Annotated in this window: 25 protein-coding genes; 22 read left to right on the forward strand and 3 right to left on the reverse strand. The window is 63.7% G+C overall.

Translation table 11 applies throughout. The annotated features are described in order from the left end of the window. The first annotated feature begins 228 nt into the window (after window positions 1-228). The 16 genes from rpsB (at window position 229) to L0U83_RS06320 (ending at window position 16,576) form a co-directional block, all read left to right on the forward strand. Window positions 229-984, forward strand: a complete 756-nt coding sequence (rpsB, locus tag L0U83_RS06245) for a 30S ribosomal protein S2 (protein WP_233881418.1) — start codon at window positions 229-231, stop codon at window positions 982-984. A 210-nt stretch (window positions 985-1,194) separates the two neighbouring features. Next, window positions 1,195-2,076 carry a translation elongation factor Ts gene (gene tsf, locus L0U83_RS06250; RefSeq protein WP_233881419.1) on the forward strand — a complete coding sequence of 294 codons (882 nt, stop codon included), beginning with the start codon at window positions 1,195-1,197 and terminating at the stop codon, window positions 2,074-2,076. 253 nt (window positions 2,077-2,329) lie between these two features. Further along, the gene (gene pyrH, locus L0U83_RS06255) at window positions 2,330-3,046 is read left to right on the forward strand and encodes a UMP kinase (protein WP_233881420.1); all 717 of its coding nucleotides are present in this window, start codon (window positions 2,330-2,332) and stop codon (window positions 3,044-3,046) included. Between the two features lie 92 nt (window positions 3,047-3,138). After that, a complete protein-coding gene (gene frr, locus L0U83_RS06260; protein WP_112172804.1) occupies window positions 3,139-3,699 on the forward strand; it encodes a ribosome recycling factor in 561 nt (186 codons plus the stop codon). 71 nt (window positions 3,700-3,770) lie between these two features. Then, window positions 3,771-4,547 carry a polyprenyl diphosphate synthase gene (uppS, locus tag L0U83_RS06265; protein WP_233881421.1) on the forward strand — a complete coding sequence of 259 codons (777 nt, stop codon included), beginning with the start codon at window positions 3,771-3,773 and terminating at the stop codon, window positions 4,545-4,547. After that, entirely contained in the window at window positions 4,541-5,350 is an 810-nt protein-coding gene (locus L0U83_RS06270) for a phosphatidate cytidylyltransferase (protein WP_233881422.1), read from the forward strand. Before uppS ends, L0U83_RS06270 begins: the two co-directional genes overlap by 7 nt. A 24-nt stretch (window positions 5,351-5,374) precedes the next feature. After that, on the forward strand, window positions 5,375-6,556 hold the full coding sequence (locus tag L0U83_RS06275; protein ID WP_233881423.1) for a 1-deoxy-D-xylulose-5-phosphate reductoisomerase: 1,182 nt from the start codon (window positions 5,375-5,377) through the stop codon (window positions 6,554-6,556). 109 nt (window positions 6,557-6,665) lie between these two features. Continuing rightward, window positions 6,666-8,054 carry an RIP metalloprotease RseP gene (gene rseP / locus L0U83_RS06280; protein ID WP_233881424.1) on the forward strand — a complete coding sequence of 463 codons (1,389 nt, stop codon included), beginning with the start codon at window positions 6,666-6,668 and terminating at the stop codon, window positions 8,052-8,054. Window positions 8,055-8,122: 68 nt separating this feature from the next. Continuing rightward, on the forward strand, window positions 8,123-10,429 hold the full coding sequence (gene bamA / locus L0U83_RS06285) for an outer membrane protein assembly factor BamA (RefSeq protein WP_233881425.1): 2,307 nt from the start codon (window positions 8,123-8,125) through the stop codon (window positions 10,427-10,429). A gap of 71 nt (window positions 10,430-10,500) precedes the next feature. Further along, window positions 10,501-11,052, forward strand: a complete 552-nt coding sequence (locus L0U83_RS06290; RefSeq protein ID WP_201697284.1) for an OmpH/Skp family outer membrane protein — start codon at window positions 10,501-10,503, stop codon at window positions 11,050-11,052. A 47-nt stretch (window positions 11,053-11,099) separates the two neighbouring features. Further along, on the forward strand, window positions 11,100-12,173 hold the full coding sequence (gene lpxD, locus L0U83_RS06295; protein WP_233881426.1) for a UDP-3-O-(3-hydroxymyristoyl)glucosamine N-acyltransferase: 1,074 nt from the start codon (window positions 11,100-11,102) through the stop codon (window positions 12,171-12,173). A gap of 239 nt (window positions 12,174-12,412) precedes the next feature. Further along, complete coding sequence (fabZ, locus tag L0U83_RS06300) at window positions 12,413-12,877, forward strand: 3-hydroxyacyl-ACP dehydratase FabZ (protein ID WP_028204052.1); 465 nt, start codon at window positions 12,413-12,415, stop codon at window positions 12,875-12,877. A gap of 78 nt (window positions 12,878-12,955) precedes the next feature. Further along, the gene (gene lpxA, locus L0U83_RS06305; RefSeq protein ID WP_233881427.1) at window positions 12,956-13,744 is read left to right on the forward strand and encodes an acyl-ACP--UDP-N-acetylglucosamine O-acyltransferase; all 789 of its coding nucleotides are present in this window, start codon (window positions 12,956-12,958) and stop codon (window positions 13,742-13,744) included. Window positions 13,745-13,747: 3 nt separating this feature from the next. Beyond that, on the forward strand, window positions 13,748-14,917 hold the full coding sequence (lpxB, locus tag L0U83_RS06310; RefSeq protein ID WP_233881428.1) for a lipid-A-disaccharide synthase: 1,170 nt from the start codon (window positions 13,748-13,750) through the stop codon (window positions 14,915-14,917). Beyond that, complete coding sequence (rnhB, locus tag L0U83_RS06315) at window positions 14,914-15,690, forward strand: ribonuclease HII (protein ID WP_233881429.1); 777 nt, start codon at window positions 14,914-14,916, stop codon at window positions 15,688-15,690. The genes lpxB and rnhB overlap by 4 nt, the downstream gene beginning before the upstream one ends. A gap of 100 nt (window positions 15,691-15,790) precedes the next feature. After that, window positions 15,791-16,576 (forward strand): TrmH family RNA methyltransferase, encoded by a 786-nt coding sequence (locus L0U83_RS06320; protein WP_233881430.1) that lies wholly within the window; start codon window positions 15,791-15,793, stop codon window positions 16,574-16,576. A 69-nt stretch (window positions 16,577-16,645) separates the two neighbouring features. On the opposite strand, the gene ppsR is transcribed toward L0U83_RS06320, so the two are convergent. After that, entirely contained in the window at window positions 16,646-17,461 is an 816-nt protein-coding gene (gene ppsR, locus L0U83_RS06325; RefSeq protein ID WP_233881431.1) for a posphoenolpyruvate synthetase regulatory kinase/phosphorylase PpsR, read from the reverse strand. Window positions 17,462-17,860: 399 nt separating this feature from the next. Between ppsR and ppsA the strand changes: the two genes are divergently transcribed. The 3 genes from ppsA to L0U83_RS06340 all read left to right on the forward strand — a co-directional run bounded on the left by ppsA (window position 17,861) and on the right by L0U83_RS06340 (window position 21,905). Then, window positions 17,861-20,260 carry a phosphoenolpyruvate synthase gene (gene ppsA, locus L0U83_RS06330; RefSeq protein WP_233881432.1) on the forward strand — a complete coding sequence of 800 codons (2,400 nt, stop codon included), beginning with the start codon at window positions 17,861-17,863 and terminating at the stop codon, window positions 20,258-20,260. 143 nt (window positions 20,261-20,403) lie between these two features. After that, window positions 20,404-20,889: an NfeD family protein gene (locus L0U83_RS06335; protein ID WP_233881433.1), complete on the forward strand. Its 486-nt coding sequence runs from the start codon at window positions 20,404-20,406 to the stop codon at window positions 20,887-20,889. Between the two features lie 56 nt (window positions 20,890-20,945). After that, window positions 20,946-21,905, forward strand: coding sequence for an SPFH domain-containing protein (locus tag L0U83_RS06340; RefSeq protein ID WP_233881434.1), 960 nt, complete (start codon window positions 20,946-20,948; stop codon window positions 21,903-21,905). 72 nt (window positions 21,906-21,977) lie between these two features. Here L0U83_RS06340 and smpB read toward each other — a convergent pair whose 3' ends face one another. Then, the gene (gene smpB / locus L0U83_RS06345) at window positions 21,978-22,424 is read right to left on the reverse strand and encodes an SsrA-binding protein SmpB (RefSeq protein WP_028204044.1); all 447 of its coding nucleotides are present in this window, start codon (window positions 22,422-22,424) and stop codon (window positions 21,978-21,980) included. Between the two features lie 102 nt (window positions 22,425-22,526). On the opposite strand from smpB, the gene L0U83_RS06350 reads away from it, so the two are divergent. Continuing rightward, window positions 22,527-22,964 carry a type II toxin-antitoxin system RatA family toxin gene (locus L0U83_RS06350; RefSeq protein ID WP_158757684.1) on the forward strand — a complete coding sequence of 146 codons (438 nt, stop codon included), beginning with the start codon at window positions 22,527-22,529 and terminating at the stop codon, window positions 22,962-22,964. Continuing rightward, complete coding sequence (locus tag L0U83_RS06355; protein ID WP_233881435.1) at window positions 22,961-23,293, forward strand: RnfH family protein; 333 nt, start codon at window positions 22,961-22,963, stop codon at window positions 23,291-23,293. Before L0U83_RS06350 ends, L0U83_RS06355 begins: the two co-directional genes overlap by 4 nt. A 94-nt stretch (window positions 23,294-23,387) precedes the next feature. Here L0U83_RS06355 and L0U83_RS06360 read toward each other — a convergent pair whose 3' ends face one another. Further along, window positions 23,388-24,440 carry a DMT family transporter gene (locus tag L0U83_RS06360; RefSeq protein ID WP_233881436.1) on the reverse strand — a complete coding sequence of 351 codons (1,053 nt, stop codon included), beginning with the start codon at window positions 24,438-24,440 and terminating at the stop codon, window positions 23,388-23,390. A gap of 269 nt (window positions 24,441-24,709) precedes the next feature. Here L0U83_RS06360 and guaB point away from each other — a divergent pair, with 269 nt between their 5' ends. Then, the gene (guaB, locus tag L0U83_RS06365; protein ID WP_201697137.1) at window positions 24,710-26,170 is read left to right on the forward strand and encodes an IMP dehydrogenase; all 1,461 of its coding nucleotides are present in this window, start codon (window positions 24,710-24,712) and stop codon (window positions 26,168-26,170) included. Window positions 26,171-26,175: the final 5 nt, after the last annotated feature.

Below are 26,175 nucleotides of genomic sequence, written 5' to 3' on the forward strand. Positions count from 1 at the left end.
ATTTGTGCCGGGTTTCCCGGAGAGCGGCTGAATCCGCCGTTGCCGCGGAGCGCTTTGCCAAGGACGAATTTTGGCGGGTGCGCGAAGAACATTCGGAAGCATCTTCTTCAGGCAGCACACTCGCAAGCCGGCGCACCCAGGGTGTCGGGCGCGTCGATCTCCGGAACCAGGAGGGCGCACCGATACGGCAGCCGGCTTCAGACCCAAACCCTAGCGGAGAATTGAAACATGGCAGTTACCATGCGCCAAATGCTGGAAGCCGGTGTCCACTTCGGTCACCAGACGCGCTTCTGGAACCCGAAGATGGCCCCCTTCATTTTCGGCCATCGCAACAAGATTCACATCATCAACCTCGAAAAGACGCTGCCGATGTACAACGACGCGCTGAAGTACGTGCGTCAACTGGCAGCGAACCGCGGCACGATCCTGTTCGTCGGCACGAAGCGTCAATCGCGCGACACGATTGCTGAAGAGGCAAATCGCGCAGGTATGCCGTTCGTGAACGCACGCTGGCTCGGCGGCATGCTGACCAACTTCAAGACGCTGAAGGTTTCGATCAAGCGCCTGAAGGACATGGAAGCAGCCGTGGAAGCGGGCGAGCTCGAGAAGATGAGCAAGAAGGAAGCCCTCCTGTTCGAACGTGAAATCGCCAAGCTGCAAAAGTCGATCGGCGGCGTGAAGGACATGGGCGGCATTCCGGACGCAATTTTCGTGGTCGACGTCGGCTACCACAAGATTGCCGTGACGGAAGCGAACAAGCTGGGCATCCCCGTGATCGCTGTGGTCGATACGAACCACTCGCCGGAAGGCATCGATTACGTGATCCCGGGCAACGACGACGCGAGCAAGGCCGTTGCACTCTACACGCAAGGCGTGGCTGACGCGATCCTCGAAGGCCGTGCGAACGCGGTCAACGAAGTGGTTGCAGCCGCACGCGGCAACGACGGCGACGACGAGTTCGTCGAGGTCAATTCGGAGGCGTAAGCTGCCCCGTGTCCGGCAAGAAAAGGGGGCTTTCCATAGGCCCCTTTTTTTTAAGCCGCGACTTTCGTCGCCGCGTCATATGAGCGGCACCGTAGCCCTGTAGAAGCAGCTGTAAAAAAGCGTTTCACCGCAGGCGGAAACGGAAACGAATTTCTGCCGGCCGCGTCGAAAGGCGGGCGGCGTGTACCAGACAGACTCAAGGAGCGAATGATGGCGGCAATTACCGCAAGCATGGTGGCAGAACTGCGCGCGAAGACCGACGCGCCGATGATGGAATGCAAGAAGGCGCTGACGGAAGCCGACGGCGACCTGGCGCGCGCTGAAGAGTTGCTGCGCGTGAAGCTCGGCAACAAGGCCAGCAAGGCCGCTTCGCGCGTGACGGCTGAAGGCGTGATCGCCTCGTTCATCGGCGGCAACGCTGGTGCGATCGTCGAACTGAACTGCGAAACCGACTTCGTCTCGAAGAACGACGACTTCATCGGCTTCTCGAAGAAGATCGCCGAACTGGTCGCCACGCAAAACCCGGCTGACGTCGCGGCTCTCTCGGCGCTGCCGCTGGACGGCTCGACGGTCGACGCAGTGCGCCTCGCCCTCGTCGGCAAGATCGGTGAAAACCTCTCGATCCGCCGTTTCGCGCGTTTCGAAACCGCCAACAAGCTGGCCGCATACCTGCACGGCACGCGTATCGGCGTGCTGGTCGAGTACACGGGTGCAGACGAGCAAGTGGGCAAGGACGTCGCGATGCACATCGCCGCGATGAAGCCGGTCTCGCTGTCGTCGGACGACGTTCCGGCCGACCTGATCGCCAAGGAGCGCAGCATCGCCGAGCAGAAGGCTGCCGAATCGGGCAAGCCGGCTGAGATCGTCGCGAAGATGGTTGAAGGTTCGGTTCAGAAGTACCTGAAGGAAGTCTCGCTCCTGAACCAGCCGTTCGTTAAGAACGACAAGCAGACGATCGAGCAGATGCTCAAGGCTGCTGGCACGACGGTGCAGAAGTTCGCCCTCTTCGTGGTGGGCGAAGGCATCGAGAAGCGCCAGGACGACTTCGCTGCTGAAGTGGCCGCGCAAGTCGCTGCTGCAAAGCAGCAATAAGTACAGTAAGCCCGCCTGCCGCGTGCTACGCGGCAGGCGGCGCCGCAGTTTTTGCAGCATCGCAGTTTGTTGAGTTGTAAGCCGTGGCGGAGCAATCCGCCGTGGCGGGCAGCGTAGCGACGACGCGCATGGTAGTCCCCCGCTGTGCGCGGCGTTGGAAATCTTCGCTATTTCTGGCGGCGCTTGCCCGAAGCCGTATTTCACCCCTACAGTTTCAAGTTATTGCCCTTTGCGCGCGATCCTGGATACCTCCATGCCCACACCCGCCTATAAACGCGTCCTGCTCAAACTTTCCGGCGAAGCCCTGATGGGCGATGATGCCTTCGGCATCAATCGCGCCACGATCGAACGTATGGTGGCAGACGTGGCCGAGGTGGTGCGTCTCGGCACACAGCTCGCAGTCGTGATCGGCGGCGGCAACATTTTCCGCGGTGTCGCGGGCGGTGCGGCCGGTATGGACCGCGCAACGGCCGACTACATGGGCATGCTCGCCACGATGATGAACGCGCTCGCGCTGCAGGACGCCATGCGTCATGCGGGTATCGAGGCGCGCGTGCAGTCGGCGCTGCGCATGGACCAGGTCGTCGAGCCGTACATTCGCCCCCGCGCGATCCGCCAGCTCGAAGAAGGCAGGGTCGTGATCTTCGCCGCGGGCACCGGCAACCCGTTCTTCACCACCGACACGGCTGCTGCGCTGCGCGGCTCGGAAATCGGCGCCGAAGTCGTACTGAAGGCCACCAAGGTCGACGGCGTCTACTCGGCCGACCCGAAGAAGGACCCGACCGCCACGCGTTACTCGACCATCAGCTTCGATGAGGCAATTGGCCGCAACCTGCAGGTGATGGACGCGACCGCGTTCGCGCTGTGCCGCGACCAGAAGCTGCCGATCCGGGTTTTTTCCATCGTCAAGCCGGGTGCGCTCAAGCGCATCGTTCTGGGCGAAGACGAAGGTACGCTCGTCCACGTGTAAACTCTCGTCTCACGAGAGGTTCGAACACGGGCCGCGCCGCCCATCAGCGCGCCGGCGGGCCCGTTCCGTTATGAAGGTTCGGAGGTATCAAAATGGCTGTGGCTGACATCAAGAAGGGCGCCGAGCAGAAAATGCAGCGCTCGATCGACGCGTTCAAGAGCGATCTGGCGAAAATCCGCACGGGCCGCGCGCATACCGGTCTGCTCGACCACATCCAGGTCGACTACTACGGCTCGCCCGTGCCCATCTCGCAAGTCGCCAACCTCACGCTCGTCGACGCACGCACGATCGGCGTTCAGGCGTGGGAAAAGAAGATGGTGCCGGTGATCGAAAAGGCGATCCGCGAGTCGGATCTCGGCCTGAACCCGGCCACGCACGGCGACCTGATCCGCGTGCCGATGCCGGCGCTCACCGAAGAGCGCCGCAAGGAGCTCACGAAGGTCGTCAAGAACGAAGGTGAAACGGCGAAGGTGGCCGTGCGTAACCTGCGTCGCGACGCCAACGAACAGCTCAAGAAGCTCGTGAAGGACAAGGAAATTTCCGAAGACGACGAGCGCCGTGGCAGCGACGATGTCCAGAAGTTGACTGACCGCTTCGTGGCCGAGATCGACAAGCTCGTGCAGACGAAGGAAGCCGAGATCATGACGGTCTGAGGCCTTAGGGCTTCCAGATTCGCCAGATTTCCGGGGCTTTCCCTTTTCATCGCAGTTACAGTCCGACGGCCATGACCTATACCAGCTCAACCGTTCGCGTGCCCGACGTGGCGGCCGTGCCGCGCCACATCGCGATCATCATGGACGGCAATGGCCGTTGGGCAACCCAGCGTCGCCTGCCGCGCGTCGCGGGCCATACGCGCGGCGTCGATGCCGTGCGCTCGGTCGTCGAATCGTGCGTGGAGCGCGGCGTCGAATACGTCACGCTCTTCGCGTTCAGTTCCGAGAACTGGCGCCGCCCGACCGACGAAGTGTCGTTCCTCATGCGCCTTTTTGTCACCGCGCTCGAGCGCGAAGTGGCGCGCCTGCACGCGAACGGCATCCGTCTGCGCGTGGTCGGCGACCTGTCGATGTTCAACGAGCGCATTCAGGACCTGATTCGCCGAGCGGAGACTAAGACTGCGCGCAACACCCGTCTCACGCTTACGATCGCCGCGAACTACGGCGGCCGCTGGGACATCCTCCAGGCCACGCGCAAGCTGGTCGAGGAGGCCGCGGCCTTGGGCCAGCCGGTGCCTGTCACCGAAGACGCGCTGTCCCAGCATCTGGCGATGGCCTACGCGCCGGAACCGGACCTCTTCATCCGTACGGGCGGCGAGCAGCGGGTGAGCAACTTCCTGCTTTGGCAACTCGCCTACGCCGAGTTCTATTTCACCGACACGTTCTGGCCGGATTTCGACGCCGAAGCGCTCAGCCGCGCCATTGCGTCGTATGCCGAGCGCGAGCGCCGCTTTGGCCGCACGAGCGCGCAGGTCGTCGCCCAGAACGCCGATTCGCTTTCATGCTAAAGACCCGCGTCATTACGGCGCTCGTCCTGCTGGCAGTCTTCCTGCCGATCACGCTGTTCGCGCCCGTGGCGGCGTTCGGCGCGCTGATCGGTGTCGTGGTCGTGTTCGCCGCGTGGGAATGGGCACGCCTCCTGAAGGCGGGCGCGACCGGCTCGATCGTCTATGCCGTGATCGCGGCGGCCGTCGTGGCGCTCAGCACGCGGCTGCCGGCGCCCCGGCCGCTCTTTCAGGCGGCGGGCGTGTTCTGGATCATCGCCGGCCCCTACGTGCTGCTGCGCAAGCCGGTGCTCGCCGCGGGCGCCTGGCGCGCTTTCCTGCTGGCCGCGGGGCTCGTCGTTTTTGCGGCTTGCTGGCACGCCCTCGTTGCGGCGCGCACGGCGGGCGTGGCGTTTGTTTTGTCCCTGCTACTCGTGGTCTGGCTGGCCGATATCGGCGCATACTTTGCAGGTAAGGCATTCGGAAAGCATAAGCTCGCGCCTTCGATCAGCCCCGGCAAGACCTGGGAGGGCGCAGTTGGCGGCTGGGCCGCCGTGATGGTTGTGTCGGGCGCAGCGATCGCGCTGCACGCGTTCGAACCCACGCTGTATTCCGCGCTCGCCGCCCAGATCGGGCTTGGACGTGCGCTTTTCGTACTTACCGTGCTGGTCGCGTTCAGCGTGATCGGCGATCTGTTCGAGTCGATGATGAAGCGCCAGGCTGGCGTGAAGGATTCGAGCGGTCTCCTGCCGGGCCACGGCGGAGTCCTCGACCGCATCGACGCGTTGCTGCCCGTGCTGCCGCTTGCCATGCTGCTGCTCGGCTAAAGGCGCCCGGCTAGAGAATTGAATATGCAAAAACGACTCACACTGCTCGGTTCCACGGGCTCGATTGGAGACAGCACGCTCGACGTTGTCGCGCGTCATCCGCAACGCTTCTCGGTCTATGCGCTCACCGCGCATCGCAACGGCGAGAAACTCGTCGAACAATGCCTGCGCTTCGCGCCCGAAGTGGCCGTGGTCGGCGACGCCGATACCGCCGCACAGGTCGAGCGCAAGCTGCGCGAGGCCGGCTCGAAGACCGTCGTGACCTACGGGCCGCAGGCACTCGTTGAAGTCTCGAAGAGCGACGGCTGCGACACGGTGGTTGCGGCCATCGTCGGCGCGGCAGGTCTGGCTCCCACGCTCGCAGCGGCGAAGGCTGGCAAGCAGATCCTGCTCGCCAACAAGGAGGCGCTCGTGATGTCGGGCGACATCTTCATCAACGCCGTGTGCGACAGCGGCGCGGTGCTGCTGCCGCTCGACAGCGAGCACAATGCCGTGTTCCAGTGCTTTCCGCGCGAAAACGCGCAGCGAGACGGCGTCACGAAGATCATCCTGACCGCCTCGGGCGGCCCGTTCCGCACGCGCGAGCCCTCGACGCTCGTGAACGTGACGCCCGACGAGGCCTGCAAGCATCCGAACTGGTCCATGGGCCGCAAGATTTCCGTCGACTCGGCCACGATGATGAACAAGGGCCTCGAAGTGATCGAGGCGCACTACCTGTTCGACCTGCCGGGCGAGCGCATCGACGTGCTGATCCACCCGCAGAGCGTGATCCATTCGATGGTCTCGTACGCCGACGGTTCGGTGCTCGCGCAACTAGGCAACCCCGACATGCGCACGCCGATCGCGCACGCGCTCGCGTACCCGGATCGTGTCGATTCCGGCGTTGCACAACTGGATCTCACGCAAATCGCGACGCTCACGTTCGAAAAACCCGACTACACGCGCTTTCCGTGTCTCGCGCTCGCCATGCAGGCATTGTCCGCCGGCGGCGTGGCGAGCGCGGCGCTCAACGCGGCGAACGAAGTCGCCGTGGAAGCATTTTTGAACCGGCGCATCGGCTTCATGGCCATCGCCCAGACGGTGGATGCCGTACTCAACGCGCTCGAGAACCGCACTGCGTCGAGTCTCGAAGTCGTGCTCGAAGCCGACGCGGCCGCCCGCCGCGCGGCTCACACCATCATCGACAGCCTGCCGGTGCCGGCCTGACAGGTCAGCGAGGGGCTTGCGCAAGGGCCCTCGCGGGCCCTCAGACGCGCGAGCCTGACCTCGGGGCCGCCCCCGCACCGGTGCGCTGCTTCCAGCCCAGGAGGCGCTCATGAACCTGCTTACCGAACTGGTCGCATTTGTCGTGGCGATCGGCGTGCTGGTCGTCGTGCACGAATACGGTCACTACAGCGTTGCGCGCCTGTGCGGCGTGAAGGTCCTGCGCTTCTCGATCGGTTTTGGCCGGCCGCTCGTCCAGTGGGTCAGCAAGAAGAGCGGCACGGAATGGACCATCGCGGCGCTGCCGCTCGGCGGCTACGTGAAGATGCTCGACGAGCGCGAGTCGCCCGATCAGATCCCCGCGAGCGATTTGCCACACGCGTTCAACCGCCAGTCGGTTGGCAAGCGTATTGCAATCGTCGCTGCTGGGCCGATCGCCAATTTCGTGCTGGCCGTCGTGCTCTTTTCCGTGGTTTACGCGAGTGGCGTGACCGAGCAGAAGGCCATAGTCGCGGCGCCACCCGCGCAATCAGCGGCGGCTCGGGCCGGCTTCCAGGGCGGCGAAACGATTCTTTCGGTGAGCGATGCAAACGGTAGCCGCACCGAGTCTGTGCGTTCGTGGTCTGACCTGCGCTGGAAACTGCTCGCCACGGCGTTCGACCAGGGCCGTGTCGTGCTTGCCGCGCGTGACGGCGAGGGCACCTACGATTTCCCGCTCGATCTCTCGCAACTGACCAGCAAGGATCTCGACGACGACTTCATGTCGAAGCTCGGCCTCGAGGCGGGCGGCAACACGCTGAAGGTGGCGGCGGTGGAGGCGGGTAGTGCGGCGCAACATGCCGGGCTGCAAGCGGGGGATCAACTGCGCGCTCTCGACGGCCGGGCCGTGGACAGCGCAAGCACTTTCATCGCCTACGTGAAGGCACACGCTGGCAAGCCCGTGCGGCTCACGGTCGCGCGCGGCGATGCTGCCCGGAACACGCAGCAGACGCTCACGCTCACCGTTACGCCGACGCTGCAGCGCGACGCACAGACGGGCGAGGAAGTGGGACGAATCGGCGCTGCGCTCTCGGCACAGGCGCCTTCCGTGGACGTGCGTTACGGGCCGCTCGAGAGCGTGCGGCTCGGTGCATATCGCACGTGGGATATCGCGGTGTATTCGCTGCGGATGTTCGGCCGCATGATCACGGGCGAAGCCTCGCTGAAGAATCTGTCGGGCCCCGTGACGATTGCTGACTATGCCGGCAAGAGCGCGAGACTGGGTCCTTCCGCGTTCCTGTCATTCCTCGCCCTCGTGAGCATCAGCCTTGGCGTATTGAATCTGCTCCCAATTCCGGTATTGGACGGGGGGCATCTGTTATATTATGCGGTTGAAGCCGTAACGGGCAAAGCCGTCTCGGACCGCTGGCAGCTCGTGCTGCAGCGCGCGGGACTTGCCTGCATCGTCGCACTGTCGGCGATCGCGTTGTTCAACGATCTGGCTCGGTTAATCCATTTCTAAAGATGTCTGGCGGCGTCCGTGGGCGGGCCGCCTGATCTGATGCAGCTATACATAATTGGGGAAGCACGTTGTTTAGACCTCATCGCTTGGTTCCAAAAACGGTTGCGGCCGCGGCAATCGCCGCGCATGGACTCGTTGCCCACGCAGCAACGACGCCTTTCGTGGTACAGGACATCCGGATCGAAGGGCTGCAACGCGTCGAGCCGGGCACCGTGTTCGCCTACCTGCCGATCAAGCAGGGCGACACGTTCACCGACGACAAGGCGTCCGAGGCCATCCGCGCACTCTATGCGACGGGGTTCTTCAACGACGTGAAGATCGCCACCGAAGGCGGCGTAGTGGTGGTGCAGGTGCAGGAGCGCCCGGCCATCGGCACGATCGACTTCGCTGGCATCAAGGAATTTGACAAGGACAACCTGACCAAGGCGCTGCGCGCAGTCGGCCTCTCGCAAGGCCGCTACTACGACAAGGCGCTCGTCGACAAGGCCGAGCAGGAGCTCAAGCGCCAGTACCTCACGCGCGGCTTCTACGCCGCCGAGGTCACGACCACGGTCACGCCGATCGACCGCAATCGTGTCGGTCTGCTGTTCTCGGTGGTCGAAGGTCCGAGCGCGAAGATCCGCCAGATCAACTTCATCGGCAACAAGACGTACAGCAGCGGCACGCTCCTCGCGGAGATGCAGCTGTCCACGCCGAACTGGTTCTCGTGGTACACGAAGAACGACCTCTACTCGAAGGAAAAGCTCACGGGCGACCTCGAGAACGTGCGCTCGTACTACCTGAATCACGGCTACCTCGAGTTCAACATCGACTCGACGCAGGTCTCCATCTCGCCCGACAAGAAGGACATGTACCTCACCGTCGGCATTCACGAAGGTGAGCCGTACAAGGTGTCGGGCATCCAGCTGTCGGGCAACCTGCTCGACCGCGAGGCCGAGCTCAAGAAACTCATCAAGATCAAGCCGGGCGATACCTTCTCGGCCGAGAAGCTGCAGGCCACGACCAAGGCCATCGTCGACAAGCTCGGCGAATATGGCTACGCATTCGCGACCGTGAACGCGCTGCCGCAGATCGATCAGGCGAATCACACGGTCAACCTCACGCTGCAGGTCGATCCGAGCCGCCGCGTGTACGTGCGCCGCATCAACGTGGTGGGCAACACGCGTACCCGCGACGAAGTCGTGCGCCGCGAAATGCGTCAGCTCGAAAGCTCGTGGTTCGATTCGAACCGCCTCGCACTCTCGAAGGACCGCATCAACCGTCTGGGCTACTTCACCGACGTCGACGTGACCACGGTGCCTGTGGAAGGCACGGCCGACCAGGTCGACGTGAACGTGAAGGTCGCCGAAAAGCCGACCGGCGCGATCACGCTGGGTGCGGGCTTCTCGTCCACGGACAAGGTGGTGCTGTCGGCGGGCGTGTCGCAGGACAACGTCTTCGGTTCGGGCACGTCGCTCTCGCTGAACGTAAACACCGCGAAGACGTACCGCACGCTTGCCCTCACGCAGGTGGACCCGTACTTCACGGTGGACGGTATCAAGCGCATTACCGACGTCTACTACCGTACGTACCAGCCGCTGTACTACTCGACCGATTCGAGCTTCCGCATCATCACCATGGGCGGCGACCTGAAGTTCGGCATTCCGTTCTCGGAAGTCGACACGGTCTACTTTGGCGCGGGCTTCGAGCAGGACACGCTCGACGTCGACGCGAACACGCCGCAGAGCTACATCGACTATGTGAACGAGTTCGGCCGCGTGTCGAACAACGTGCCGCTGACGGTGGGCTGGTCGCGCGACGCGCGTGACAGCGCGCTCGTGCCGAGCAAGGGCTACTTCACGCAGGCGAACGCCGAATACGGCACGCCGGTTGGCGGCACGCAGTACTACAAGGCCGATATTCAGGCGCAGTACTACTACTCGTTCGCGCGCGGCTTCGTGCTTGGTCTGAACTTCCAGGGCGGCTACGGTAACGGCCTTGGCGGCAAGCCGTACCCGATCTTCAAGAACTACTACGCGGGCGGTATCGGTTCGGTGCGTGGCTATGAGCCGAGCTCGCTGGGTCCGCGCGACGCCAAGACGAACGACCCGATCGGCGGTTCGAAGATGATCGTCGGTAACGTCGAGTTGACCTTCCCGCTGCCGGGCACGGGCTATGACCGCACGCTGCGCGTCTTCACGTTCGTCGATGGTGGTAACGTCTGGGGCACGGAAGGCGACAGCATTGGCGCGAACGGCCTGCGTTACAGCTACGGTTTCGGCCTCGCGTGGATTTCGCCGATCGGCCCGCTCAAGCTGAGCCTTGGCTTCCCGCTCGTCAAACACGAAGGCGACCAGTACCAGAAGTTCCAGTTCCAGATCGGGACGGCATTCTGACGTATGTTTTGCCCGGCGTTTGTTGCGCGCGCTGCGCGCAGCGCCGGAATCCAGGAAACGAGAGGATGACTTTGCTAACGGGTATGTTTTCCAGACGCACGATCGGGGCGATAACCGTGTCGCTGGCGCTCCTCGGCTTTGGCATGGGTGTGGCGCAGGCGCAGGAAGCAAGGATCGCGGCGGTCAATTCCGATCGCATCCTGCGCGAATCCGCTCCCGCGAAGGCCGCGCAGACCAAGCTCGAAGCCGAGTTCGCCAAGCGCGACAAGGATCTGCAGGACATGGCGCAACGCCTGAAGTCGATGTCCGACTCGCTCGACAAGAACGGCCCGTCGATGTCGCCGACCGATCGCGCACAGAAGCAGCGCGACCTTTCCGCGCTCGACAGCGACTTCCAGCGCAAGCAGCGCGAATTCCGCGAAGACCTGAACCAGCGCCGCAATGAGGAACTGGCGGCGGTGCTCGACCGCGCGAACAAGGTGATCAAGCAGATCGCCGAGCAGCAGCATTACGACCTGATCGTGCAGGAAGCGGTGTACGTGAGCCCGCGCATCGACATCACCGACCAGGTGCTGAAGGCGCTCGCAGCGAACAGCACTGGCAGTGGTAGCAGCAGCAACTAAGTCAACGAAAAGCAACTCAAGGCAACTAAGGCAGGAGCAGCACGCGCATGGCATTTACGCTTGAGGACATTGTCGGGCGGTTCGGCGGCGAGGTGGTGGGCGATGCGACGCAACGCGTCAGTTCGCTGGCGCCGCTCGACCAGGCTGGTCCGCAACAGCTCGCGTTCCTCGCCAATCCGAAGTATCTCGCGCAGGTAGAGACGACCCGAGCGGGCGCCGTGCTCATCAGCCCAGGCGACCTCGAGAAGCTCGCATCGCGCGAGGGCCGCAACTTCATCGTCACACCGAATCCGTATGCTTACTTCGCGCGTGTCGCGCAGGCGTATATCGACCTCGCCGCGCCGAAGGCGCAGCCGGGTGTCCACGCCAGCGCCCACGTCGACGCAAAGGCGCAGGTTGCCGCGAGCGCGGTGATCGGTCCGAACGTCACGATCGAAGCGGGCGCCGTGATCGGCGAAAACGTGCGGCTCGACGCGAACGTCTTCATCGGCCGCGGCACAGAGGTAGGCGAGGGCTCGCACCTGTATCCGGGCGTGACCATCTACCACAGCTGCAAACTTGGCGCACGCGCCATCGTGCATGCGGGCGCCGTGATCGGCTCGGACGGCTTTGGTTTCGCCCCCGATTTCACGGGCGAGGGCGACGCGCGCACGGGAAGCTGGGTCAAGATTCCGCAGGTGGGCGGCGTGGCCATTGGGCCCGACGTCGAGATCGGCGCGAACACGACGATCGACCGCGGCGCGATGGCCGATACGATCATCGAAGAATGCGTGAAGATCGATAACCTCGTGCAGATCGGCCACAACTGCAAGATCGGCGCGTACACGGTCATCGCGGGCTGTGCCGGCATTGCGGGCAGCACGACGATCGGGCGCCATTGCATGATTGGCGGCGCGGTGGGCATTGCGGGGCACGTCACGCTGGGCGACTACGTGATCGTCACGGCAAAGTCGGGCGTCTCGAAGTCGTTGCCGAAGGCCGGCATCTACACGAGCGCTTTCCCGGCGGTCGATCACGCCGACTGGAACAAGAGCGCCGCGCTGTTGCGTAACATCGACAAGCTGCGCGACCGTATCAAGGCGCTCGAGGCGGCGGTTACCCAGAAGCCGCAGGGCGAATAAGAAAGCAGTATCGAGGCAGCGGGCGGCGTGTCGCGGGAGCGGCGCGCCGCTTTGCATCGCAGATGACCAAAGTCGCCCGCCCGGGGCTACCCGCCCGGGGCTGCCCGCCCGGGGCAATCCCCATGCACGGGAGGGCGGGCGTGGCGCATACTTCGCGTCAGCGCGGGCGTGTTTGGTCAAGCGCCTCGAATATCGAAATCGAAAGTCACACGCGCAATTCCTGCGTGAGCAGAACCACCATGAACATCGAAAAACTCAACTTCGACATCCACAAGATCCTCACGCTGTTGCCGCACCGCTATCCGTTCCTGATGGTGGACCGGGTCATCGAGCTGGAGCCGCACAAGAGCATCAAGGCGTTGAAGAACGTGACGGTCAACGAGCCCTTTTTCACGGGGCACTTCCCGCAGCGTCCGGTGATGCCCGGCGTGATGATTCTCGAGGCGCTGGCGCAAACCGCCGCGCTGCTCACGTTCTCGGAGGAGGAGCAGGACTTCGAGAATACGCTGTACTACTTCGTGGGCATCGACGGCGCGCGCTTCAAGCGCGTGGTCGAGCCGGGCGACCAGCTTATCCTCAACGTGACGTTCGAGCGCTACATGCGCGGCATCTGGAAGTTCAAGGCGGTAGCCGAGGTGGAAGGCTCCGTGGCCTGCGAGGCGGAACTCATGTGCACCGTCAAGAAAATGGACGCGGCGCAATAAGAAGCGCCGCCGCATGCCGCAGCGCGCCTTGACCTCGAGGCGCCGCCGCACGGAAACAGAATCGGAGAACGAGGACGAATGAGCAGGATCCATCCCACTGCGGTCGTCGAGTCGGGCGCGCAGATCGACGAATCGGTCGAAATCGGGCCGTTTGCGGTCATCGGTGCGAACGTCACCATCGGTGCGCGCACGAAGGTCGGCTCGCATAGCGTGCTGGAAGGCCACACGACGATTGGCGAAGACAACACGATCGGCCACTACGCGTCGATCGGCGGGCGTCCGCAGGACATGAAGTACAAGGGCGAGCCCACGAAGCTCGTGATCGGCAACCGCAACACCATCCGCGAGTTCACGACGCTGCATACGGGCACGGTGCAGGACACCGGCGTCACGATCATCGGCGACGACTGCTGGATCATGGCCTACGTGCACGTCGGCCACGATTGCCGTCTCGGCAACAACATCATCATGTCGAGCAACGCGCAACTCGCGGGCCACGTGATCGTCGACGACCACGCGATCGTCGGTGGCATGACCGGCGTGCACCAGTTCGTGCGCATCGGCGCGCATTCGATGGTCGGTGGCGCCTCGGCGCTCGTGCAGGACGTGCCGCCGTTCGTGGTCGCCGCCGGGAACAAGGCGGTGCCGCACGGCATTAACGTCGAAGGTCTGCGCCGCCGTGGCTTCTCGCCCGACGCAATTTCCGCGTTGCGCTCGGCGTATCGCACGCTTTACAAGAACGGGCTCTCGCTCGAAGAGGCGAAGGTGCAGCTCGCCGATCTCGCGCAGGCGGGCGGCGATGGCGACGTGCACGTGAAGGCGCTGCTCGACTTCGTCGAGCAGTCGCAACGCGGCATCATTCGCTGATCGATGGCGCTGCAAACGCGTCCGCTGCGCCTCGCGATGGTCGCCGGCGAGCCGTCCGGCGACCTGCTCGCGGCATCGCTGCTTGCGGGTCTCAAGGCCCGCTTGCCCGACACTACGCAGTACTACGGAATTGGAGGCCCGCGCATGACGGCCGCCGGCTTCGATGCGCACTGGCCGATGGAAAAGCTCTCGGTGCGCGGCTACGTCGAGGCGCTGCGGCACATTCCCGAGATTCTGCGCATCCGCAACGAGCTCAAGCATCAGTTGCTGGCCGAACCGCCTGACGCCTTCATCGGCGTGGATGCGCCTGACTTCAACTTCGGTCTGGAGCACGCGCTGCGCGATGCGGGCATTCCGACGATCCACTTTGTCTGCCCGTCGATCTGGGCGTGGCGTGGCGGTCGCATCAAGAAGATCCAGAAGGCTGTGGATCACATGCTGTGCGTGTTCCCGTTCGAAACGGCGCTCCTAGAGAAGGCTGGGGTGGCGGCGTCGTATGTGGGCCACCCGCTCGCCGACGAGATTCCGCTCGAACCGGACATGGCCGGCGCGCGCCACACGCTTGGCCTGCCGGAAAGCGGCCCGGTAATTGCGGTGCTGCCGGGCAGCCGCCGCTCGGAAATCAACCTGATCGGGCCGACCTTCTTCGACGCGATGCAGATCATGCAGCGGCGCGAGCCGGCGCTGCGTTTCGTGATGCCGGCGGCGACGCCCGCTATCCACGCGCAGTTGCAGGAACTCGCAAGCGCGCACGAGGGTCTCGCGCTCACGATCATCGATGGCCAGTCGCAGCTCGCGATGACGGCCGCCGACGCGATCCTCGTGAAAAGCGGCACGGTCACGCTCGAAGCGGCGCTGCTCAAGAAGCCGATGGTCATCTCCTACAAGGTGCCCTGGCTTACGGGACAGATCATGCGCCGCCAGGCCTATCTGCCTTACGTGGGCCTGCCGAACATTCTCGCGGGGCGCTTCGTCGTGCCGGAAATCCTGCAACACTTCGCGACGCCAGAGGCGCTTGCCGACGCGACGCTCACGCAGTTGCAGGATGAGGCGAACCGGCGCACGCTGACCGAGGTGTTCACGCAGATGCATCTGACCCTGCGCCAGAACACCGCGGAGCGCGCGGCCGAAGTGGTCGCGGGCATCGTCGAACGCCGCAAGGGGCGGGCATGAGCGAGGGTGCGATCAAGCGCGCGAAAGCGCCGGCCGTGAAAAAGCCGCCGTCGCAGGCGGCCATCAAGCTCGCCGCGCGCCGCAAGGCAGCGCGGCAAGCCGGGCTGCTGTTCGAGTCGCCAGACGATGTGATCTGCGGCGTGGACGAGGCGGGGCGCGGGCCGCTCGCCGGGCCCGTGGTCGCGGCGGCCGTGATTCTCGATCCGGCCCGGCCGATTCGCGGGCTCGACGATTCGAAGGTGCTGACGGCGCAGGCGCGCGAAGCGCTGTATGAGCGCATCGTCGAGCGCTCGCTCGCATGGTGCGTCGGCGAGGCGAGCGTCGAGGAAATCGACACGCTCAACATTCTGCACGCAACGATGCTGGCGATGCGGCGCGCCGTCGAAGGCTTGAGCATCGTGCCGACGCTCGCGAAGATCGACGGCAATCGCTGCCCGGTGATGCCGGTGCGCAGCGAGGCGGTGATTGGCGGCGACGCGCTCGTGCCGAGCATCTCGGCGGCGTCGATCATCGCGAAGGTTACGCGCGACCGCATGCTCGTCGATCTGCACCAGCTCCATCCGCATTACGGTTTCGACGCCCACGCGGGCTACGGCACGCCGCAGCATCTCGAAGCGTTGCGCGTGCATGGTCCGTGCGAGCATCACCGGCGCTCGTTCGCGCCCGTGCGTGATGCGTACGCGTTGCACGGCATCGTGCTGACCGGTGCGGCAACGGTGGCCGGCGCCGCTGCTGGCCTCGAAGAAGGCGACGCCTTCGCGCCATTGCCTTGAGCCGCCGCTGACGGCGCCTCACGCGAGCCGGCGCCGTTTCGCGTGCAGGCGCCGCCGATTTTCTTTTTCTCGATCCTCATTTGACACGCCAGGCCCGCCCGTGAAAGCCATTACCTCGCGCGACAATCCGCTCTACAAGCGTCTGAAGGCGCTGGCCGGCTCGACGCATCAACAGCGGCGCAGCCACCAGGCTTTGCTGGAAGGCTTCCACCTTGCGAGCGCCTGGCTCGATGGCGGCTCGCAGCCCGAATACTGCGTGGTGACCGAAGGCGCGCTCACGCATGAAGAGGCGCAGGCCATCGTCGCCCGCGTGGACGAGCGCCGCGTGATCTCGCTGCCCGACGCGCTCTTCGGGCAACTCTCGAACGTCGTGCATGGCGTGGGGCTCCTGTTGCTCGTCGATATGCCGCAAACGCAGTTGCCTGAGCGCGTCGGATCGACTTGCCTCGTGCTCGACGGATTGCAGGACGCCGGCAATGTCGGCTCGATCCTACGCAGCGCGGCGGCCGCCGGCATCGACCGAGTCTTTTGCACGCCGGGCACGGCCTACGTGTGGTCGTCGAAGGTGCTGCGCTCAGCAATGGGCGCGCACTTCCTCGTGCAGGTGTTCGAGAACGTGGAGGCCGAAGCGCTCGTCGGGATGCTTGGCGTGCCGGTCGTCATCACTGATTCGCACGGCGCGCAGGCGATCGACGAGGCCGATCTCACAGGCCAGGTCGCATGGGTGTTCGGCAACGAAGGCGCGGGCGTTTCGCAGGTGTGGCGCGACGCGGCGGCGCTGCGTGTGACGATTCCGCAGCCGGGCGGCATGGAGTCGCTCAACGTCGCAGCGGCGGCGGCTGTGTGCGTGTTCGAGCAATGCCGGCAGCAGCGGCATGTCCGCTGACACTCGCATCAGCTAGCAACTCAAAAGCCCGCGGCGTAACGCGGGCTTTTTAGTTTCGGTCAGGCCGTCTCAATACGACGGCTTGTCGATGCGGATTTCCTGCAGGATCGTGGTGGCGATTTCCTCGATCGACTTGTGCGTCGACGAGAGCCACTTGATGCCTTCGCGGCGCATCATCGCCTCGGCTTCGTTTACTTCATAGCGGCAGTTTTCCAGCGCAGCGTATTTGCTGCCCGGACGCCGCTCGTTGCGGATCTCGGTGAGACGCTGCGGATCGATCGAGAGACCGAAGATCTTCGTGCGATGCGAAAGCAGCGCGTTCGGCAGCTTGCCGCGCTCGAAATCGTCGGGAATCAGCGGGTAGTTTGCGGCTTTCACGCCGTACTGCATCGCGAGATAAAGGCTCGTAGGCGTCTTGCCGCTGCGCGACACGCCCACGAGGATCACGTCGGCGTCGGCGAGATTGCGGTCGGACTGGCCGTCGTCGTGGGCGAGCGAGAAGTTGATCGCCTCGATACGGTTCTTGTATTCGTCGGTGTCGGCGTTCTGGTGGCCGCGGCCCATCGCGTGGCTCGACTTGAGCTCAAGCTCCTGCTCGAGCGGCTCGACGAAGGTCTGGAACATGTCCATCACGAGCGCATTGGCGCGCTTGACGATCTCGTTCGAGTTGCTGTCCACGAGCGTCGTGAAAACGATCGGGCGGCGGCCTTCCTGCACGGCGGCTTCGTTGATTTTCTCGGCGGTCGAGTAGGCCTTGTCGGTCGAGTCGACGAACGGCACGCGCACGAGACGGAATTTCTGGTCGAACTGAGACAGGATCGAATGCGCGAAGGTTTCGGCAGTGATCCCGGTACCGTCGGAGACGATGAATACGGTAGGCGGCATCGGTTGAGGCTGGGTACGTGAGCTGCAGGGCCGCTCGGGACAGGCTTGGGCGCCCGGAAAGCCCCGTCCGGCGGGACCGAGGGGCAATTCTCGCCGACTGGCACAAATTCGGAAGTCGGCACGGTAGAATAGCGGCAACCTGTTGGATAAGCAATTGCAGTGCAACCGCGCCAAACGGCCGCCTATCGCGGCGCATTCTGGTGTCAATTTGCAGCGATTCCGTCTAACTCCATGTAATCGCGCGCATCTTCGTGCTTTTCCATTGAATGGAAATTCGCCCGACGCTTGGGCGATTGCTTCTCCAACAGGTTGCGCAAGACGCGAATCCGCTTCCAATGGGCGGACCGCGTTCGAGCCCACTTGCGCAATCGTGAATTTTTTTCACACTTAGGGGCTTGTATGACTAACACCGTTGCCAAGGATCAGGCGTATGTAGTGCCTTTCGAGCAGTTGCGGATGACCGATGTCGAGATCGTGGGCGGCAAGAACGCCTCGCTCGGCGAAATGATCAGCCAGTTGGCTGAAGCTGGCGTGCGTGTGCCCACGGGCTTCGCCACGACTGCGCTCGCCTTCCGCGACTTCCTGAAACATAACAACCTGACCGAGCGGATCGCCGCGCGTCTGGAGACGTTCGACGTCGACGACGTGAAGGCGCTGGCCGAAGCCGGCAAGGAGATCCGTCAATGGATCATCGACGCGCCGTTGCAGCCGAAGCTCGAAGCGGACATCCGCGCCGGTTTCGTGACGCTCCAGAACGGTTCGCCGTCTGAGCTGTCGTTCGCCGTGCGTTCGTCGGCAACGGCAGAAGACCTGCCTGACGCATCGTTTGCCGGTCAGCAGGAAAGCTACCTCAACGTGGTGGGCATCGAGGACGTGCTCGATCGCCTCAAGCACGTGTTCGCGTCGCTCTACAACGACCGCGCTATTTCCTATCGTGTCCACAAGGGCTTCACCCACGCCGAAGTCGCGCTTTCGGCTGGCGTGCAGCGCATGGTCCGTTCGGACCGCGGTGCAGCGGGCGTGATGTTCACGCTGGACACGGAATCGGGCTTCAAGGACGCCGTCTTCATCACGTCGAGCTATGGCCTCGGTGAAACGGTCGTGCAGGGCGCTGTGAATCCGGACGAGTTCTACGTCTTCAAGACCACGCTCGCTCAGGGCAAGGCTCCGATCATCCGCCGCTCGATCGGCTCGAAGCTCATCAAGATGGAATTCACGCAGCCTGGCGAGCCTGGCCGCGTGAAGACGGTCGACGTCACGCACGAACAGCGCAACCGCTTCTCGATCACCGACGAAGACGTGATCGAGCTGGCCAAGTACGCCGTCATCATCGAGAAGCACTACCAGCGTCCGATGGACATCGAGTGGGGCAAGGACGGCCTCGACGGCAAGATCTTCATTCTCCAGGCGCGTCCGGAGACGGTGAAGAGCCAGGCCGCGGGCAAGGTCGAGCAGCGCTTCAAGCTCAAGGGCCAGTCGCAGGTTCTCGCAACGGGCCGCGCAATCGGCCAGAAGATCGGCGCGGGCCGCGTGAAGGTGATTCACGACCCGTCCGAAATGGAACGCGTGCAGCCGGGCGACGTGCTGGTCGCCGACATGACCGACCCGAACTGGGAGCCGGTGATGAAGCGCGCTTCGGCAATCGTCACGAACCGTGGCGGCCGTACGTGTCACGCGGCGATCATCGCGCGTGAGCTGGGCGTGCCGGCAGTCGTGGGCTGCGGCGATGCGACCGACGTGCTGAAGGACGGCGCGCTCGTGACGGTTTCGTGCGCGGAAGGCGACGAAGGCCGCATCTACGACGGTCTGCTCGAAACCGAAGTCAGCGAAGTCCAGCGTGGCGAGCTGCCGGCCATTCCGGTCAAGATCATGATGAACGTCGGCAATCCGCAGCTCGCGTTCGACTTCTCGCAACTGCCGAATGCAGGTGTTGGCCTCGCCCGTCTCGAGTTCATCATCAACAACAACATCGGCGTGCACCCGAAGGCGATTCTCGAGTACCCGAATGTCGACGCGGACCTGAAGAAGGCCGTGGAAAGCGTTGCACGCGGCCATGCATCGCCGCGCGCGTTCTATGTCGACAAGCTGACCGAAGGCATCGCCACGATCGCAGCGGCGTTCTATCCGAAGCCCGTCATCGTGCGTCTGTCCGACTTCAAGTCGAACGAGTACAAGAAGCTGATCGGCGGTTCGCGCTACGAGCCGGACGAAGAAAACCCGATGCTGGGCTTCCGCGGCGCGTCGCGTTACATCGCCGAGGACTTCGCGCAGGCGTTCGAAATGGAGTGCCTGGCGCTCAAGCGCGTGCGTGAAGAGATGGGTCTCACGAACGTCGAGATCATGGTGCCGTTCGTGCGCACGCTCAAGCAAGCTGAGCGCGTGGTGGGTCTGCTCGAGAAGTTCGGCCTCAAGCGCGGCGTGAACGATCTCAAGCTCATCATGATGTGCGAAGTGCCGTCGAATGCGATCCTCGCCGAAGAGTTCCTGCAGTACTTCGACGGTTTCTCGATCGGCTCGAACGACCTCACGCAGCTCACGCTCGGCCTCGACCGGGACTCGGGCATGGAACTGCTGGCCGTCGACTTCGACGAGCGCGATCCGGCCGTGAAGTTCATGCTCAAGCGCGCGATCGAAACCTGCCGCCGTCTGAACAAGTACGTCGGCATCTGCGGTCAGGGCCCGTCCGACCACCCGGACTTCGCCCAGTGGCTCGCGGAAGAAGGGATCGCTTCGATCTCGCTGAACCCGGACTCGGTTGTCGAGACGTGGCAGCAGCTGGCGAAGTCGCAGTCGAAGTAAGCGTGATGCCGAGGGTGCGAATCCTCGGCGCAAGCGCAGCTTGATGCGGCTTTCCGGGCAGCGTTGCACGCTGTGGAAAAAAGTGTCAGCTTCGTGCTATAACACCCCGGTCTATCCGGGGTGTTTTACTTTGGGAGGTCGTCGTGGGTCCGCATGGTTTGTTCTGGTGGATTGCTGCCGGCGTGCTCATCGTCGCGGAACTGATGACGGGCACCTTCTACCTCTTGATGATCGCGCTCGGCTTTCTCGCCGGTGCGCTCAGCTATGAGCTTGGCGCGCCGCTCGACGTGCAACTGATTGTCGCGGCGGTGGTTGGGCTCGCGGCCGTGATCACGCTGCGGCGCTCGCGCTTCGGCCGGCGCCGGCGCATGACCGATGCTTCGACCGATCCGGGTGTGAACCTCGATATTGGCGCAACACTCGCCGTCGCCGCCTGGCACGACCGCCGCGCACGCACGATGTATCGCGGCGCCGAATGGGACGCCGAACTCGCACCTGGCGAGCCCGAAGATGCGCCGCTCTATGAAATCAAGGCAGTGCGCGGCAGTTGCCTGATCGTCGCGGCAAAACACGAGCAGGGCGAAACCAATGCGTCCGGCACCGCTCGCGACGGCGCACGCCACGCGTGAATGGTCGCATTCAAAATCACACCAGCAAACCACACAGAAGCGAACGGAGGTCCCGTATGGAAGTCCCAGTCGTCGGCCTGATACTGCTCGTGATCGTCATCGTGCTGATCGCGCAGACCATCAAGATCGTGCCGCAGCAGCATGCCTGGGTGCTCGAGCGGCTTGGGCGCTACCATGCCACGCTCACGCCTGGGTTGACGATCGTGCTGCCGTTCGTGGATCGCGTCGCGTACAAGCACGTGCTCAAGGAGATCCCGCTCGACGTGCCGAGCCAGGTCTGCATCACGCGCGACAACACCCAGCTTCAGGTGGATGGCGTGCTGTACTTCCAGGTGACCGATCCGATGAAGGCGTCCTACGGATCGAGCAATTTCGTGTTCGCGATTACGCAGCTTTCGCAGACCACGCTGCGTTCCGTCATCGGCAAGCTCGAACTCGACAAGACCTTCGAGGAACGCGATTTCATCAACCACAGCGTCGTGTCGGCGCTCGACGAAGCCGCCTCGAACTGGGGCGTGAAAGTGCTGCGCTACGAGATCAAGGATCTGACGCCGCCGAAGGAAATCCTGCACGCCATGCAGGCGCAGATCACCGCCGAGCGGGAAAAACGCGCGCTCATCGCAGCCTCGGAAGGCCGCAAGCAGGAGCAGATCAACCTGGCGGCAGGCGCGCGCGAGGCGGCGATCCAGAAGTCGGAAGGCGAACGCCAGGCGGCCATCAACCAGGCGCAGGGTCAGGCGGCGGCCATTCTGGCCGTGGCCGAGGCGAACGCGCAGGCCATCCAGAAGATCGGCAACTCGATCCAGGCGCAGGGCGGGATGGATGCCGTCAACCTGAAGGTGGCCGAACAGTACGTGAATGCTTTCGCCAATCTCGCGAAGCAGGGCAATACGCTGATCGTGCCGGGCAACATGGGTGATCTGAGCACGATGATCGCATCGGCACTAACGATCGTGAACCGGGCGGGTTTGCGCGAGGGGCAGATCAGCGGCGCCGGGGCGACGAAGGGCGCATAGGCGCCGAGGCCGCCGAAAACGACAACGGGCCGCGTGAGCGGCCCGTTTTCCATCTGGACGATTCCGGAAGAATCAGGTGGGCGAGCGCATCAAGCGCGCCTTTTCGCGCTCCCAGTCGCGCTTTTTCTCGGTTTCGCGCTTGTCGTGCAGCTTCTTGCCCTTGGCGAGGCCGATCTCGCACTTCACGCGGCCGCCCTTGTAATGGAAGTTAAGCGGCACGAGCGTGAAGCCGCGCTGCTCGACCTTGCCGATCAGCTTGTCGATCTCTTCGCGTTTCAGGAGCAGCTTGCGGATGCGGGTGGGGTCGGGCTGGATGTGCGTCGAGGCCTCGGGCAGCGGGCTGATGTGCGTGCCGATCAGGTACAGCTCGCCATCCTTGATCATGACGTAGCTTTCCTTGATGTTGGCTCGCCCGGCGCGCATGGCCTTGACTTCCCATCCTTCCAGCACGAGCCCAGCCTCGTGGCGCTCTTCGATGAAGTAATCGAAGAACGCTTTTCTGTTGTCGATGATGCTCATAGGAAAATGGGATTGGCCCAACTCGTTTAAAATTACGATTTTAGCAAAGCGGGCTCCCGAAAGCCCGTGGCGCTTTCACCCTAGCCACGCATTGCGCAATTTATGGCGGATGTCCAGAAAACCGTGTTGATTCGCCATTCGGCGGAGCAGATGTTCGACCTCGTCACCGACGTCGCCGACTACCCCAACTTCCTGCCGTGGTGCGGCGGCGTCGAGATTCGCCGTCAGGACGAAAACGGCATGGAGGCGAAGATCGACATCAACTTCAAGGGCATCAAGCAACACTTCGCCACCCGCAACTCGCAAAAGCGGCCCGAGCGCATCGACATGGAATTCGCCGACGGCCCGTTTCGCAAGTTCACAGGCTACTGGCGCTTCACGCCGCTGCGCGCCGACGCCTGCAAGATCGAGTTTGCGCTGCATTACGAGTTTTCAAACATCATTCTCGAAAAACTCATCGGGCCGGTGTTCCATCACATCGCGAACACTTTCGTCGACTCTTTCGTGAAGCGCGCCGACCAGCGCTACGGCAAGCCATGAGTACGAACCTTTCCGTCGACGTTTGCTATGCGTTGCCTCACGCTCAAACGCTTATCAGCATTGATCTGCCGCCTGGCGCGACCGTTCAGCAGGCCATAGATGCGAGCGGCATCCTCGCGCGCCATCCCGAGATCGATCTGGCAACGCTCAAGGTGGGCGTGTACGGCAAGCTCAAGCCGCTCGACACCGTGCTCGTCGACCATGATCGCGTGGAAATCTATCGGCCGCTGATCGTCGACCCGAAAATGGCGCGCCAGCGCCGCGTCGACAAGACCCGCAAGGAAGGCTCGATCGAAGGGCGCAAGTGGTTGCCCAAGGACTCGCGCTAGGGATCGAAGCGGGTTGCCACGGGGTGGCCGCACAAACGTAATGGGCGAAACAGCGCAAGCTGTCTCGCCCATTCGGCTTTCTGGGGCATCGCGCTCAGGCTGTGGTAGTACGACCGCTTCGCTTCGCATCGGCCTTGGGGTGCGCGAGGCGGCTTTCGTTGCCGATTCCTGGCAGATCGCCGTCCGGCACGATGCCGTCGCCATGCGCGGTATCTTCGGGGCCGCCCGAATGCTGGCGCACCGACCAGCTCACGCCTGCCACCAGCAGTACGACGGCCGCGATTTCCAGAGCGCGCGGCAGCCGGTGATCGTAGATAAAACCGTAGAGCAGTGCGAACAGCGTTTCGAATACGATCATCTGACCCGAGAGCGTGAGCGGCAGGCGCTTGGCGGCGGCGTTCCATAGACCGTTGCCGAGCCACGAAGCGCCGATCGCGAGCACCAGATTCAACTGCCAGAACGTGGTCCAGCGGCCCGCGGCGACGGTGTCCTGCACCCAGCGCGACGGCACGACGAGAATGCCGAGCCAGAGCAGCCCGCCGAGCGCGCCCGTCACCACGCCCCACAGCACGGACCATTCGTTGCCGCTGAAGTGCGCATTGCGCTGCAGATAGCGGGCGTTCTCGACCGCGAACCAGGTCCAGCACACGAGCGCACCGACGGCACAGCCAATGCCCGCAATGCGCGTGAGGATGCTCGCACCGCCTGCGTTGCCAGCGGCGGTGAACACGTCCACGTTGATGCAGGCGATGCCGGCCGCGATCATTGCGAGCGGCCAGATGAGACGCGAAAGCGGCACGGCGCCATGGTCGCGGCGCCCGAGCAGTGTGACCGTGACGGGCAGCACGCCGACGATCAGCGAGGCCGGCGAGATGCCCACCAAATGGATCGCGCTCGCCAGAAAGAGGTAATAGAGCACGTTGCCCACGAGCGCGAGCTTCACGAGCGCGACGAGATCGGCGCGCGTCATGCGCGGCCAGACTCGGCGCAGCATGGGCAGGAGCGCGGCGAGCGAGACAAGGCCATACATGGCGTAGCGGCCTGCGCTCAGGAGCAGTGGCGAAAACTCCGCCAGTTGCCGGGGCACGACGAACACCGTTCCCCATAACGCGCCGGCGAGCACGCCGTACAACACACCACGCTGCATTTGTATTGCCTCCAGAAACTTCGGGTGACCCAATCGGGCCGCTTTAACAGGATGGCCCGAAGCTTAACTGGAGGCGTGCGTGGCCGTCTTGTTCAATCCTGCACCGTGCGCCCGATATTCGGGTCGGAGGCGCGGCGGGCCTGCACCGCATGCAGCGGCGAGGCCGGAGCGTGCAAATAATCCCGAAATCGGCGCTAAGCTACTGTTAGCGCTGATGATTTCCAGGGCGCTATCGCGTATAATCTGCTTTTGCGCCTATAGGATTTGCCATGCGTCTGATCCAGAAAGCACTCACGTTCGATGACGTGCTCCTCGTCCCCGCCTTCTCCGACGTTCTCCCGCGCGACACCAGCCTGAAGACCCGGCTGACCCGCAATATCTCCCTGAACATTCCGCTCGTGTCGGCCGCCATGGATACCGTCACGGAAGGCCGTCTGGCAATCGCCATGGCGCAGCAGGGCGGCGTCGGGATCGTCCACAAGAACCTCACGCCGGCCGAGCAGGCGCGCGAGGTCGCGAAGGTGAAGCGCTTCGAGTCGGGCGTGGTGCGCGATCCGATCACGATTCCGCCGCAAATGAAGGTCGCCGACGTCATCGCGCTCTCGCAGCAGCATGGCATTTCGGGCTTCCCGGTCGTCGAAGGCGCGCAACTCGTCGGTATCGTCACGAACCGCGACCTGCGTTTCGAAACGCGTCTGGACGAGCCGGTACGCTCGATCATGACGCCGCGCGAACGCCTCGTGACCGTCAAGGAAGGCACGCCGCTCAACGAAGCCAAGGAGCTCATGCACAGCCACCGCCTCGAGCGCGTGCTGGTCGTGAACGATTCGTTCGAACTGCGCGGTCTCATGACCGTCAAGGACATCACCAAGCAGACCGAGCACCCGGCCGCCTGTAAGGACGAACACGGCAAGCTGCGCGCAGGTGCGGCAGTTGGCGTGGGTCCGGACAACGAAGAGCGCGTCGAGCTGCTGGTGCAGGCCGGCGTGGACGTGATCGTGGTCGACACGGCGCACGGCCACAGCAAGGGCGTGCTCGAGCGCGTTCGCTGGGTCAAGAAGAATTTTCCGCACGTCGAAGTGATCGGCGGCAACATCGCCACGGCCGACGCGGCGCGTGCGCTCGTCGAGTACGGTGCGGACGGCGTGAAGGTCGGTATCGGCCCGGGCTCGATCTGCACGACGCGTATCGTGGCGGGCGTGGGCGTGCCGCAGATCAGCGCGATTTCCAATGTCTCGGAAGCGCTCAAGGGTACGGGCGTGCCGTGCATCGCGGACGGCGGTGTGCGCTACTCGGGAGACGTTTCGAAGGCGCTGGCAGCCGGCGCGAACGCTGTGATGATGGGCAGCATGTTCGCGGGTACCGAAGAGTCGCCAGGCGACGTGTTCCTGTATCAGGGCCGCCAGTACAAGTCGTACCGCGGCATGGGCTCGGTCGGCGCGATGAAGGACGGCGCTGCGGACCGCTACTTCCAGGACAACTCGGCCAATATCGACAAGCTCGTGCCGGAAGGCATCGAAGGCCGCGTTGCCTACAAGGGCCCGATCAACGCAATCCTGTTCCAGCTGATCGGTGGCGTGCGCGCCTCGATGGGGTACTGCGGTTGCCGCACGATCGACGATCTGCATGCGAAGGCTGAGTTTGTGCAGATTACTGGCGCCGGCCTGAACGAATCGCACGTGCACGACGTGCAGATCACGAAGGAAGCGCCCAACTATCACGTGGACTAAACCCC

It is taken from the genome of Paraburkholderia flagellata, assembly GCF_021390645.1.
Classification (GTDB): domain Bacteria; phylum Pseudomonadota; class Gammaproteobacteria; order Burkholderiales; family Burkholderiaceae; genus Paraburkholderia; species Paraburkholderia flagellata.